The 12,471-nt window shown below is 73.0% G+C and carries 13 protein-coding genes; 2 read left to right on the plus strand and 11 right to left on the minus strand.

Annotated features, from left to right (window positions below; translation table 11 throughout):
* Positions 1-37: 37 nt before the first annotated feature.
* The 5 genes from ABD262_RS10805 to ABD262_RS10825 all read right to left on the minus strand — a co-directional run bounded on the left by ABD262_RS10805 (position 38) and on the right by ABD262_RS10825 (position 5,926).
* Positions 38-1,537: a DUF7059 domain-containing protein gene (locus tag ABD262_RS10805; protein WP_344135485.1), complete on the minus strand. Its 1,500-nt coding sequence runs from the start codon at positions 1,535-1,537 to the stop codon at positions 38-40.
* On the minus strand, positions 1,534-2,250 hold the full coding sequence (locus ABD262_RS10810) for an AIM24 family protein (RefSeq protein WP_344135487.1): 717 nt from the start codon (positions 2,248-2,250) through the stop codon (positions 1,534-1,536). The genes ABD262_RS10805 and ABD262_RS10810 overlap by 4 nt, the downstream gene beginning before the upstream one ends.
* A gap of 9 nt (positions 2,251-2,259) precedes the next feature.
* Positions 2,260-2,736, minus strand: a complete 477-nt coding sequence (locus tag ABD262_RS10815) for a GNAT family N-acetyltransferase (protein ID WP_344135489.1) — start codon at positions 2,734-2,736, stop codon at positions 2,260-2,262.
* 165 nt (positions 2,737-2,901) lie between these two features.
* Entirely contained in the window at positions 2,902-5,403 is a 2,502-nt protein-coding gene (locus ABD262_RS10820; protein WP_344135493.1) for a sodium-translocating pyrophosphatase, read from the minus strand.
* A gap of 178 nt (positions 5,404-5,581) precedes the next feature.
* The gene (locus ABD262_RS10825; RefSeq protein WP_344135496.1) at positions 5,582-5,926 is read right to left on the minus strand and encodes an anti-sigma factor antagonist; all 345 of its coding nucleotides are present in this window, start codon (positions 5,924-5,926) and stop codon (positions 5,582-5,584) included.
* 74 nt (positions 5,927-6,000) lie between these two features.
* Between ABD262_RS10825 and ABD262_RS10830 the strand changes: the two genes are divergently transcribed.
* Together ABD262_RS10830 and ABD262_RS10835 are read left to right on the plus strand one after the other, a co-directional pair.
* Positions 6,001-8,421: a DEAD/DEAH box helicase gene (locus ABD262_RS10830; RefSeq protein ID WP_344135499.1), complete on the plus strand. Its 2,421-nt coding sequence runs from the start codon at positions 6,001-6,003 to the stop codon at positions 8,419-8,421.
* A gap of 52 nt (positions 8,422-8,473) precedes the next feature.
* Entirely contained in the window at positions 8,474-9,430 is a 957-nt protein-coding gene (locus tag ABD262_RS10835; protein WP_344135502.1) for a hypothetical protein, read from the plus strand.
* Positions 9,431-9,472: 42 nt separating this feature from the next.
* Here ABD262_RS10835 and ABD262_RS10840 read toward each other — a convergent pair whose 3' ends face one another.
* The 6 genes from ABD262_RS10840 to ABD262_RS10865 all read right to left on the minus strand — a co-directional run bounded on the left by ABD262_RS10840 (position 9,473) and on the right by ABD262_RS10865 (position 12,387).
* Positions 9,473-9,871: an Rv3654c family TadE-like protein gene (locus ABD262_RS10840; protein WP_344135505.1), complete on the minus strand. Its 399-nt coding sequence runs from the start codon at positions 9,869-9,871 to the stop codon at positions 9,473-9,475.
* Entirely contained in the window at positions 9,822-10,178 is a 357-nt protein-coding gene (locus ABD262_RS10845) for a TadE family type IV pilus minor pilin (RefSeq protein ID WP_425564848.1), read from the minus strand. The genes ABD262_RS10840 and ABD262_RS10845 overlap by 50 nt, the downstream gene beginning before the upstream one ends.
* A 17-nt stretch (positions 10,179-10,195) precedes the next feature.
* Positions 10,196-10,390 carry a DUF4244 domain-containing protein gene (locus ABD262_RS10850; protein ID WP_344135510.1) on the minus strand — a complete coding sequence of 65 codons (195 nt, stop codon included), beginning with the start codon at positions 10,388-10,390 and terminating at the stop codon, positions 10,196-10,198.
* Between the two features lie 268 nt (positions 10,391-10,658).
* Positions 10,659-11,210 (minus strand): type II secretion system F family protein, encoded by a 552-nt coding sequence (locus ABD262_RS10855; protein ID WP_344135512.1) that lies wholly within the window; start codon positions 11,208-11,210, stop codon positions 10,659-10,661.
* A 68-nt stretch (positions 11,211-11,278) separates the two neighbouring features.
* Positions 11,279-11,842 (minus strand): type II secretion system F family protein, encoded by a 564-nt coding sequence (locus tag ABD262_RS10860; RefSeq protein WP_344135515.1) that lies wholly within the window; start codon positions 11,840-11,842, stop codon positions 11,279-11,281.
* Between the two features lie 182 nt (positions 11,843-12,024).
* On the minus strand, positions 12,025-12,387 hold the full coding sequence (locus ABD262_RS10865) for an ATPase, T2SS/T4P/T4SS family (RefSeq protein ID WP_344135518.1): 363 nt from the start codon (positions 12,385-12,387) through the stop codon (positions 12,025-12,027).
* Positions 12,388-12,471: the final 84 nt, after the last annotated feature.

Genomic DNA, 12,471 nt, shown 5'->3' on the forward strand with positions numbered 1-12,471 from the left:
CGTCCGTGACGGATGTCCCGGCGCCCACTCACTCGCGTCAGACGAGCAGGCCGTCGGCCACGAGCGCACGCAGCAGCGGCACCGCCGACTCGCGCACGGCCGCCGCGTCCTCGCCGAGCAGCTCCGCGATCGCGTCGAGGGCCACCCCGGCCGGCAACGACCCGTCGCACACGCTGACCAGTGCCGCACCGACGGTGTCGAGCCTGACCGTGCGACCGAGGCCCACTCCCTGCCTCAGCTGGATGACCGCAGGCTCGTCGTCACCCGGTCGGCCGTGCCGCTCCTCCACCACGTCGTCGGCGCACCGCCAGGCCACCGCGAACAGCTCGTCGTCGTCGTGCTCGGCCAGCCAGGTGCGGGCCCGCAGACCCGAGAGCACGTGCGGACCCATCGGCGCCGTCACCGGCCCGGTCGCCTCGGTGAGGTCGACGAAGGGCTCGCGCTCCCCCACCGGCTTCTGCAGGGTGATGACCCCGAAGCCGATCGCGCCCACGCCGCGGGACGCGAAGTCGTCGAGCCACGCGGCATACATCGTCGCGAACTCGGTCGTGGCGCTGTGGTGGCCGCCGTCGCGCGACCAGGTCTCGGCGTACTCGGCCGGGTCCTGCACGTCACGCTGCACGATCCAGGCGTCGAGCCCGGTGCCGGCCACCCAGCCGCGCACCCGGTCACGCCAGTCGGTGTCGCCGACGACCTCCCAGTTGCCGAGGAACTGGGCCACGCCGCCGGGCTCCAGGTGGTCGCCGATCGACCGCACGAGGTCGGCGACGATGGTGTCACCCGACTGGCCCCCGTCGCGGTACTCGAAGAGCGGGACGTCGGGGCTGCGGGGCGTGATCACGAACGGCGGGTTGCTCACGATCAGCCCGAACCGTTGTCCTGCAACGGGATCCAGCATCGACCCCTCGAGGACCTCCCAGTCGAACCCGTTGAGCACGGCGTTGAACCGGGCGAACTCCAGCGCCCGCGTCGAGATGTCGGTGACCGTGACGTGCTGGGCGTGCGAGCCGAGGTGGAGCGCCTGCACGCCGCAGCCGGTGCCGACGTCGAGGGCTCGCTCGACAGGGGGCCGCGGCGTCCACGAGGCCAGCGTGGTCGAGGCTCCCCCGATGCCCAGCACGTGGTCCTCGCGCAGCGGCGCGCGGGTGGCCAGCTCGGTGAGGTCGGAGGCGACCCACCAGGCGGAGCCCTCCTCGCCGTAGGGGCGCAGGTCGCAGGTCGCGACGACCCCGGGGCCCTGCTCGCGCACGAGCCGCAGCGCACTGGCGCCGGCGAGGCCGAGCCTCGGCAGCGCCTCCCCCGCCTCCTCGGTGTCGACCGCGTCGCCGAGTGCGAACAGCCGCACCAGCGTGGCGAGCGGCCCGTCGGCACCGGCCGTGACCCGCTGCGCAGGGATCACCTGCTCGCGAGCGAGCGCCGCCGCGGCCAGCGGGCCGAGGAGCGCGCCCACCGCCTCGACCGTGTATGCCGCCGCCGTGAGGTCGGCGCGCAGGCGCGCGACCAGGTCGGGGTCGGCTGCCGGGGTCGGGGCGCTCATCCGTCGAGCAGGCCGCCGAGGTTGAAGCCGCCACCCCCACCGCCGCCGCCGCCCGCGGCCGGCGGGGTCCACTCGCTGGGCTGCACGATGACGAAGCCCGGGCCCGAGAAGGCGTACTGGAAGGCCTCACCCGAGCCGCCGCGCAGCATCGACCGGACGTTCATGCTCGACACCACCTGGGGGACGAGGTTGGCCGACCAGCCCACGCAGGCCTGCACGTCGACGTAGGTGGGCTGCTGGCTGCAGTCGAGGATCACCGGCTGGCCCACGGTGTGGATCGCGGCCGTGCCGGTGCCCTGGAGGGTGGTGTTGAACAGACCGCCGCTGAGCATCCCGGCGCCCTGCACCCGCTTGATGTCCCACTCGATGGTGGAGTCGAAGGCCAGCAGGTTGCGCGCGTTGACACTGAGGGCGTCTCCGGTCAGCTCGACGAGGAAGACGTAGCCGGCCTCGGACGCGAAGAAGACGTCGCCCTCGCCCGAGACCCGCATCAGCGAGATGTCCTCGCCTGTGACGACCTTCTTGAAGAGCTTGCCGACACTGCCGGCCCGCTCGTGGTCGAAGCGGATCTGGCCCTGGTAGGAGACCATCGCGCCCTTGACCGCCAGCACGTCGCCACCGAGGTGGACCCGCAGCATCTGGGGGTTCTGCAGCGCGAACCGCTGCTGCGCCTGGACTTCGAGGTTGGCCTGGTCAAAGAGCGGACTCTGCATGGCTCCAGCCTAGGTCGCCGGACGGTCCGTGGGCAGGCGGTAGGCCAACCACGTCCCGGCGCGGGCAGCCAGCCCGTCGTACAGCCGTTGGGCCGTCGCGTTGTCCGGTGCGGTCACCCACGCCAGCCACTCGCGGCCACGGTCGGCCGCCAGCTGGCGACACCCCTCGATGAGGGCCGCGCCCACTCCGCGGCCGCGGGCCGCCTCGACGACGAAGAGGTCCTCCATGACGGCGAACGGCCGAGCGAGCGTGGTGTCCCAGCTCCAGAGCACGGTCGCGTGGCCCAGCGCGTCCCCGGAGCCGTCGCGGGCGATGAGCTGGGTGCCTGCGGCCCCCTCCCCGAGGAACGCGGTCGCCATGGCGCGCAGGTCCTCGTCGGCGGGGTCGGTCTCGTAGAAGGTGCAGTAGGCCCGCATCAGCGGCAGCAGGTCCACCAGGTCGTGGGTGGTGACCGGCCTGACCTGCACCCCGCCCGCGCGCTCCATGGCGTGACCCTACGCGCGACCGGCGCCACGGCATACCACCACGGCACACCACTACGGCACACCACCAGGGCACACCGCCACGGGCTCGCCGTCCTGGGTGACTGCCCGGCGCGACGACGAACGGCCGGCCCCAGCGAGGGGACCGGCCGTTCGACGGTGCCTGGGCTAGTGGCGCAGGTCTTCCTCCGCGACTCCGGTGTCGCGCACCTGCTCGTCCGCCTCGACCGAGGCGGGCGCCTGGGCGTGCGCGTGAGCAAGCGCGGCCTCCTCGGTGGCCAGCTCCTCCGGCGACTCGCCGCCGATGGCGAGGTCACGCGACTTGGAGACGGCGACCGCGGCGATCACGATGATGATCGCGGCGGCAGCGATGCCGTAGCGAGCCACGTTGTTCTTGTCGGCGCCGATCGACAGCGTCACGACGGCCGGGGCGATGAGCACCGACACGAGGTTCATGACCTTGATCAGCGGGTTGATCGCCGGGCCGGCGGTGTCCTTGAACGGGTCACCGACGGTGTCACCGATGACGGTCGCGGCGTGGGCCTCACTGCCCTTGCCACCGTGGGTGCCGTCCTCGACGATCTTCTTCGCGTTGTCCCACGACCCACCGGAGTTGGCCAGGAACACCGCCATCAGGCACCCGGTGCCGATCGCGCCGGCGAGGAAGCCGGCGAGCGGGCCGATGCCGAGGCCGAAGCCGACGGCGACCGGGGTGAGGGCGGCCAGCAGACCAGGCGTCGCGAGCTCGCGCAGCGAGTCCTTGGTGCAGATGTCGACCACGCGGCCGTACTCGGGCTTCTCGGTGTAGTCCATGATCCCGGGGTGCTCGCGGAACTGGCGACGCACCTCGAAGACGATGGCGCCGGCCGCGCGGGTCACCGCGTTGATGGCCAGACCGGAGAACAGGAACACCACGGCTGCACCCAGCAGCAGTCCGACGAGCACGCTCGGCGTGACGATCTGCAGGTCGAACGGCGCGTTGGCCTTCTGCAGGATCGCGGTGTACTGCGCCTGGGCGGCCTCCTGGGTCAGGGAGCCGTTCTGGATCTTGCCGACCAGGTCGGTCTCGGTCGACTTGGCCAGCGCCTGGATGATCGGCTCGAACTTCGCCTTCCACGCGTCGGAGTAGGACCCGAACAGCGCGGTCGCCGCGAGGACCGCCGTCGCGATCGCGATGCCCTTGGTGATCGCCTTGGTGGTGTTGCCCACCGCGTCGAGGTCGGTGAGGATCTGCGCGCCCTCACCGTCGACGTCACCCGACATCTCCGCGATGCCCTGGGCGTTGTCGGAGACCGGGCCGAAGGTGTCCATGGCCACGATGACGCCCACCGTGGTCAGCAGGCCACAGCCGGCGAGCGCGATGAGGAAGAGCGACAGGATGACCGAGCCGCCACCGAGCAGGAACGCGGCGTAGACGGCGGCACCGATGATGACCGCGGTGTAGACGGCCGACTCGAGGCCGACGCCGATACCGGACAGGACGACCGTCGCGGCCCCCGTGAGGGAGGTGCGGGCGACGTCCTTGGTCGGGCGCTTGTCGGTGCCGGTGAAGTAGCCGGTCAGCCACAGGATGACGGCGGCGAGGATGATGCCGATGACGACGGCCATGATCGCGGTGCGGCGGGGGTCTCCGGCCAGCGCGGTGATGCCGGCGTCGGACGACTTGAGGCCCGCGAACGTGTCGGGCAGGTAGACGTACGCGGCCACGCCGGACAGGACCGCGGCGATCGCCGCGGAGATGTAGAAACCGCGGTTGATCGCCGACAGGGCGTTCTCGCCCGGCTTGACGCGGGTGATGAAGACACCGATGAGGGCGGTCACCGCGCCGATGGCCGGCACGAGCAGCGGGAAGACGAGCCCGAACTCGCCGAACGCCGCGGAGCCGAGGATCAGCGCGGCCACCAGCATCACGGCATACGACTCGAAGAGGTCGGCGGCCATGCCGGCGCAGTCGCCCACGTTGTCGCCCACGTTGTCGGCGATGGTCGCGGCGTTGCGCGGGTCGTCCTCGGGGATGCCGGCCTCGACCTTGCCGACGAGGTCGGCGCCGACGTCGGCGGCCTTGGTGAAGATGCCGCCACCGACACGCATGAACATGGCGAGCAGCGCGGCGCCGAAGCCGAAGCCCTCCAGCACCTTGGGCGCGTCGCCCTTGTAGAGGAGGACGACGACGGAGGCGCCCAGCAGGCCGAGGCCCACGGTCGCCATGCCGACGGTGCCACCGGTGCGGAACGCGATCTTCATGCCGGAGTCGCGGTCACCGCCGCGGGCGGCGGAGGCGACGCGGACGTTCGCCTTCACGGCGAGGCTCATGCCGAGGTAGCCGATGGCTGCGGAGAACAAGGCACCGACCACGAAGAAGCCGGACCGGCCCCAGCGGACGCCGGCGGTGTCGGCCGGGAGCAGGAGCAGCAGACCGAAGACCAGCACGACGAAGACGCTGAGCGTCTTGAACTGACGAGCGAGGTAGGCCTGGGCGCCTTCTTCGACGGCAGCGCCGATCTCCTGCATCTTCTCGGTGCCGGGGTCGGCCGCCAGCACTTGCTGGCGGAAGAACACACCCATGGCCAGCGAGATGACCGCGATGACGGCCACCACGATGACCAGGGTGAGATTGGTGCCGTCCAGCTGCAGGTCAGCAGCCGCGGCGGCAGGCGCGAGGCGCGACATTCCATCCTCCTCGTTGGGGAAACATTCAGGACCGCCCACGGGCGCGCCACGATGGCGCACCCCAGAGGGGACGTTGCTGGCGAGGGTAATGCACGTCACAGGGTTTGTGACGCCGGGTGAGGATCGTCACAGGGATTTCGCCCGCTGTTCGGGCGACTTCGCCCGCGTTGGGCGGGGCTCAGGCGTTCGTCGCCGCCGCGGCCTCGTCGACCGTCGGGTAGATGTGGAACACCTTGTCCAGGCCGGTGATCTTGAAGACCTTGAGGATCCGCTCCTGGGCGCTCACGATGCGCAGGGTGCCGTTCTGGCCACGCACCAGCTTCAGCCGGCCCACGAGGACACCGAGGCCGGTGGAGTCCATGAAGGTGACCTTCTCGAGGTCGACCACGAGGTCGGTCCGGCCGGCGGCGACCTGCTTGTCGAGGACTTCGCGCAGCAAGGGAGCCGTGTAGACGTCGATCTCGCCCGCGACGTGCACGATCGTCACCGCGCCCTGCTCACTGCTGGAGACCGAGAGGTCCACGTGCACCCTTTCACTGACCGACACCGGTGAGCAGGCGGTGGGGACCGTCTGCTCTCGGGATTACGGTAGCGGCAATGTCCACCTCCGGCTCCACCCCACCCGGTTCCGCGGCGCCCCGTCGCCTCGCGTTCGACCCGGTGACGGCGCTGACGACTCTCGCGAGTGGCGCCAGGAGCGAGCGGCTGCAGCACGTCCACGAGGTGCCGGCCCGGGCCGCGGCGCTGGTGCCCTGGCCCACCTGGGTGGATCCGAGCGTGTATGCCGCGTGCGCCGGCGCCGGGGTGACCTCCCTCTGGTCCCACCAGCGGGCCGCGGCCGACCTCGCCCACGACGGCTCCCACGTGGTGATGGCCACCGGCACCGCCTCGGGCAAGAGCCTCGGCTACCTGCTGCCGGTCCTGTCGGCCCTCGTCGAGGGGTCGGCTGCGCCCTCCGGACGTGGCGCCACCGCGCTCTACCTGTCACCGACCAAGGCGCTCGCGGCCGACCAGCTGGCCCGGGTGCAGTCGATGGCCGTGCCGGGCGTCCGGGCGGCGACCTACGACGGCGACACCGCCACCGAGGAACGGCGCTGGATCCGTGACCATGCCCAGCTCATCCTCACCAACCCCGACCTCGTCCACCACTCCCTGCTGCCGCTGCACGAGCGCTGGGCGCCGTTCCTGAGGGCACTGCGCTACGTGGTCATCGACGAGTGCCACACCTACCGCGGTGTGTTCGGCTCGCACCTCGCCGCGCTGCTGCGCCGCCTGCGCCGCGTCTGCGCCCGCTACGGCTCGCACCCCACCTTCATCCTTGCCTCGGCCACCGTGCGCGACCCCGGTCTGCACGCCTCCCGCCTCGTCGGTATGCCGGTCGTGCCGGTCACCGAGGACGGCTCACCCCGTGAGGCGATGACGTTCGCGATGTGGGAGCCGGGCCCGCTCGGGGAGGGCGACGGGCGCCGGTCGGCCACCTCCGAGGCGGCCGACCTGCTCGCCGACCTGGTCGCCCAGCGCGTGCAGACGGTGGCCTTCGCGAAGTCGCGGGCCGGAGTCGAGGCCCTGGCCACCAGCGCCCGCCGCACACTCACCGAGGTGTCACCGGCGCTGGCCGGTGCCGTCGCGGCATACCGCGGTGGCTACCTGCCGGAGGAACGCCGCGAGCTCGAACGCGCCCTCAGGGCCGGCGACATCGTCGGGCTCGCCGCCACGAACGCGCTCGAGCTCGGCATCGACATCAGCGGCCTCGACGCCGTGCTGCTGGCCGGCTGGCCGGGCACCCGCGCCTCGCTGTGGCAGCAGGCCGGCCGGGCGGGACGGGCCGGCACCCGGTCGCTGGCGGTGTTCGTCGCCGCCGACGACCCGCTCGACACCTACGTCGTGCACCACCCCGAGGTGGTCTTCGGGCAGCCGGTCGAGGCGACGGTGCTCGACCCGGACAACCCCCACGTCCTCGGCCCGCACCTGGCTGCCGCCGCGGCCGAGCTGCCGCTCAAGGAGGACGACCTGGCCCTGTTCGGCGACCAGGCTCGGCCCCTCGTGGAGGCGCTCGTGGCCCGGGGGATCCTTCGTCGACGGCCCACCGGGTGGTACTGGGCCCGCACCGACCGCGCCTCCGACCACGTGTCGCTGCGCGGCGCCGGGGAGGTCGTGGGGATCGTCGAGCAGCGCACCGGACGGGTGCTGGGCACGATCGACGCGGCGTCGGCGCACACGCAGGTGCACACCGGTGCGGTGCACGTCCACCAGGGCGACACCTACGTCGTCACCGAGCTCGACCTCGAGCACGGCACGGCGACGGCAGTGCGCGGCGACCCCGGCTGGAGCACGTTCGCGCAGTCGGTGAGCGCGTTCGACATCATCGCCGCGCAGCGCAGTGTCGCCTGGGGCCCGGTGCAGGTGTCGTTCGGCACGGTGCACGTGCACACCCAGGTCACGTCGTTCCTGCGGCGGCTGCCCAGCGGTGAGGTCATCGGCACCCACCCCCTCGAACTGCCGCAGCGCACGCTCAACACGCGGGCGGTCTGGTGGACCATGCCGGTGGAGTGGCTGGCGGCGGCCGGCGTCGCCGAGGTCGACATCCCCGGGGCCGCGCACGCGGCCGAGCACGCCGGGATCGGCATGCTCCCGCTGGTCGCCACCTGCGACCGGTGGGACATCGGTGGGGTGTCGACGGCGCTGCACCCCGACACCGGCCTGCCCACGATCATGGTCTACGACGGCCACCCCGGTGGGGCCGGATTCGCCGAGCGGGCCTACGAGTCGTTCGGGGAGTGGTTGCGCTCGACCCTCGAGACGGTGGGCGACTGTCGCTGCGAGAGCGGTTGCCCCGCGTGCGTCCAGTCACCCAAGTGCGGCAACGGCAACGAACCCCTGGACAAGTCGGGGGCGGTCCGACTGCTGCGGGCGGTGCTCGCGGGTGCTCCGGACCGGCCCTCCGGAGCGGCGGTGGCCACCGGTACGGAGCGGGGTCCGAGGGTGACGAATCGGGCAAACGTGCAGGCCAGCGACTAGGGTCGAGGGCGGACGGTGCACCACGCACCCCTCATCCTCGGAGGTTTCTTCCGTGATCGTGCTCGGCCTGATTCTCGTCCTGCTCGCTGTGGGAGCAGGTGTCATCCTGTTCCTCGCCACCGATTCGCTCACCACGCCGATCGACCTCGAGCTCGCCGGCTACAGCTGGGGGATGACCCCGCTCGCCCTGCTCATCACCGGCGCCGCGGTGCTCCTGCTCCTGTGGCTCGGGCTGGCGATGATCCGCGCCAGCTCCAAGCGTCGCCGTCGCCCCGCCCGTGAGGCCAAGGAGGCCGAGCGCCAGGCGAAGATCGAGGAAAGCATCCGCGCCGATGAGCGGGCCCGCGCCGAGGAGTCGCACCAGAGCGCCCTGGCCGAGCGTGACCGCGTGCGGGACGAGGAGTTCGAGGCGCGGATGGCCGAGCGCGACCGCGAGCGCGAGACCGAGTTCGCCACCCGCCAGCAGGACGCCGAGGAGCGGGCTCGCGCCTACGAGCGCGAGCGGCTCGAGCAGGAGTACGCCGCTCGCGGCGCGGCCCCCGGCCACTCGGCCACCGCGGCAGTCGCCGGTGCCGGAGCCGGACTCGCCGCCAGCCACGCCGGTCACGTCGACCACGTCGGTCCCGAACAGCCTGCGACCGGCGACGAGTTCGCGGCCCGGCACTCCGCTGACGCCCCGGCCGACTCCGGCGAGACCGCTGCCACCTCGTCTTCCACGGTCGGTGCCGGGGAAGACGACTCGACCCGCACGATGTCCGCGGACGACTCGACCACCCGAGGCACTGCCGCGGGTGAGGACGAGACCTCGAACGACCCGAACCACCCCGCTCACCGGACGGTGGCAGACAAGATCATGGGCCGCTACCCCGTCGAGTCTTCCGAGTTCTCCGAGTCCTCAGAGTCCTCCGACACCGCTGATGCCACCGTCCACGGGGACGCAGCCGACACGGCCGACCGCACCGAAGACAGCCAGCGGGCCGCCGGCAGCGACCGCACCGGGCGCGAGTGACCCGCGACTGACCCCCCAGCGCCGCACACGGCGGCAGCTCCGTCACGGCGACGGCCCGGCTCGGGCCGTCGCCGTCGTGGTTCGTCGCGGGGTGCCCGGCAGGACGAAGGCCGGCGAGGTCGTCGCGCGACACGTCACCGACTCGTCCGCCCCCACCACGCATCCTGCGGACCGGGCGCCGTTGCGCGAGGCCAGCGCGGCACCGGACGCGGCCGCGGCAGCAGAGCCGACGCCTCGCTGCAGGGCCTCGGCCGCCGCGAGCGCCCCGAGGTCCGCCGCTGCCCTGGCCTGATGGGTCGCGACGACGGCGCTGCCCAGGGCCAGCCCCGCCACCAGGACCATGAGCACCACTGAGACCGCAGCCAGCACCAACACCGTTGCTGCCCCGCGCTCAGTGCGCGGGGCGATCGCTCCCCACCTCCTCCATGACGGCCACCACACGGCCGGTCGGAGTGGCCCGCGCCCCGAGCCAGCCCAGACCGGGAGCCGGGTGCCCCCGCACCACGACCGTCACCTCCGATCCCGGACCGGACCCGACGCCGGAGACCGCGAACGAGGCGCCCGGCGGCGCCAGCCGCTTGCCGGAGGACAGGGCCGAGGCCTGGGCGTCACCCCTCGCCAAATCCCTGGCGGTGGCCCTCGCCGCGTCGACGCACCGCACCTGGTCGGTCACGGTCGCGAGCGCCGAGAGGGCGACGAACAGCACCAGGACGAGGGTCGGGATGGCGACCGCGAGCTCCGCAGTCACCATCCCCTGCTCGCCACCTAACCGACCGACCCCAGTGCGGCCGCGATCACGGACGCCAGCGCCGACTTGACGGTCCCCGAGCGGACCACGGCGAGCAGGACGGCGGCGAACGCGCACGCGGCCAGCGTGCCCACGGCATACTCCGCCGTCGTCATGCCAGCCTCGGCCGAGCGTCGGACCGTCGAAAACCGTGTGGTCAGTGTGCATTTCACGCTGTGCTCCTCGAGTTGGTCGGTAGGCCGAACGCCCTTCGTCGACCGTCAGTCCACCCGAGGGCCTGCCGGGTCGCCATGCCTGGCGAGCCTGCTTGTGGACCACCCCAGGCCGTGGGCTGGGCTGTGGATGGGTCGTCCGGTGCGGCCGTCGATGCGGCGCGGCACCCGCGGCCTCCGCAGGCCCAGCGAACCGGCCCTCCCGAGCGGAGCCGTTGGTCGCGTCCTTCGGCTCAGCCGAGGGCCAGGAGCCGGGGAGAGTCGCGGCTCACGAGCCTCCGGCGAGGACTCCGGAGGCGAGGTTGACGACCACCGGGACGACGGCGGTGCACGCGAACGCCGGGAGGAAGCCCAGACCCAGCGGCAGCACCAGCAGCACGCCGGCCCTCGCGGCGGCGCGCTCACCGGCGCGCTCACCCTGCTCGCGCATCCGTGCCGCGGCACCATCGAGGAGCTCGGCGGCGGCGGCGCCGGTCTGCTCGGACAGGTGACTCGCGGTGGCCGCCGGTCGCCACGCAGCGCCGGCGTACGCCCACGCCTCCCGCGCCGGAAGGCCCCACCGCAGCGCCGCGACCACGGCCGCGAGGTCGTCGCGCACGACGCCGGTGGCACCCGCCTGGACGTGGTGCAGGGCAGCAGTCAGGGGCAGTCCCGCACGGAGGCACAGCGCGATGAGGACCAGGGCGTCGGCGACCTCGCCGTACGTCGCCTCCGGCCGTCGGCCGCGGGTCGGTGCACCACGCCACCATGCCGTCGGATGCCGGGCGAGCGGCCGCGCCGGCCGGGGCCGCGTCGCAGTGGAGCTGGGCCTGGGCGGCACTCGCACCTGTGCTGATGGCGGCCACAGCAGCGGCGCAAGACCCGCCAGCAGGCAGACCACCAAGGCCCTCACGCGGCCCTGCGCAGGATCCGCCGACTCCACAGCCACGCGCCGAGGCCGAGGACGATCCCCAGGACGAGGCTGCCGGTGGCCACCCCGGAGGAGAAGTAGAGGGTCACCGGGTCGACGCCCAGCACCGCCCCGACGACAGGACCGGCGGCCGGGAGGAGACACAGGACCGCCATCGACGCCTTGGGACCGGCCGAGGCCGCAGACAGCCGTTCGCGCCCCCGGGCCCGGGCGCGCAGGACCTGCTCACCGCTGGCCAGGGCGTCGGCGAGCGGCGCGCCGGTCAGCTCGCTCACTGCCCAGGCCCGGGAGACGTACGACAGGTCAGTGCTCTCGTGGGTCTCGGCGTGGGTGCGCCACACCTCGGCCAGCGGGGCGCCGCGCGCTGCGGCGTCGGACAGGTCACGCAGCAGGGGACCCAGCGCAGCGTCGTCGCCGAACCACGGCGCGGCCGCGGCCACGGCGCCGACCGGCGGCACCCCGGCTCGCAGCGGGGCCGCCAGCGCGGCCACGAGGTCGGCAAGCGCTCGCTCGCGAGCCTCCTGTCGTGCCCGGCGGCGCACGGCACGTCGGAGGGTGCTCGTGCGCTGCGAGCCGGCGCCCTGCCGTGCCCGGCCGCCACCGGGAGCGGTCGTGGGCGATCTGGCACCGGCCAGTCGATCGGGGCCGGGAGGCCACAGGACAGCGGTGGCCACCACCAAACCCAGGACCACCGCGCCCAGGACAGCGGGTGGCGAGCCGACCATCAGCACGGGTCGACCCCCGTCAGGGAAGCGAGCGCCGGCCAGCCGGGGCCCCGTTGATCTGCGGAGTCGCGGCCCGGGGCGGCGTCGAAAGCCAGGTCGCTGACGGTCTCCGCGCCGGTCCACCGCAGCACCGAGATCGAGTCCACCCGCCGCCCACCACCCTCGCGTACGAGGTGCACCACTGCTTCGACCGCGCTGGCCAGCTGGGTCTGGACCGCGTCGCGGGGCAGCCCGGCCAGCGCGCCCAGCGCGTCGAACCGGCGGGGCACGTCGACGGGCGCGTTGGCGTGCACCGTGCCGCAGCCACCGTCGTGCCCCGTGTTGAGGGCCGCGAGCATCTCGCGCACTTCCGCACCCCGCACCTGCGCAGTCTGTCTCCAGTGTCCGGCCCTCTGCCCGGGACACCGATTCCGGCAGGGACACTGCGCCCTCCAGATGGGACACCG

The sequence above is a fragment of the Pedococcus bigeumensis genome (assembly GCF_039531795.1).
Lineage (GTDB): Bacteria > Actinomycetota > Actinomycetes > Actinomycetales > Dermatophilaceae > Pedococcus > Pedococcus bigeumensis.

Excerpts from the sequence above, each read along its gene's own strand:
- ABD262_RS10830 (WP_344135499.1), top strand. The coding sequence starts at position 6,001 with ATGTCCACCTCCGGCTCCACCCCACCCGGTTCCGCGGCGCCCCGTCGC.
- ABD262_RS10810 (WP_344135487.1), bottom strand. The coding sequence starts at position 2,250 with ATGCAGAGTCCGCTCTTTGACCAGGCCAACCTCGAAGTCCAGGCGCAG.
- ABD262_RS10805 (WP_344135485.1), bottom strand. The coding sequence starts at position 1,537 with ATGAGCGCCCCGACCCCGGCAGCCGACCCCGACCTGGTCGCGCGCCTG.
- ABD262_RS10820 (WP_344135493.1), bottom strand. The coding sequence starts at position 5,403 with ATGTCGCGCCTCGCGCCTGCCGCCGCGGCTGCTGACCTGCAGCTGGAC.
- ABD262_RS10815 (WP_344135489.1), bottom strand. The coding sequence starts at position 2,736 with ATGGAGCGCGCGGGCGGGGTGCAGGTCAGGCCGGTCACCACCCACGAC.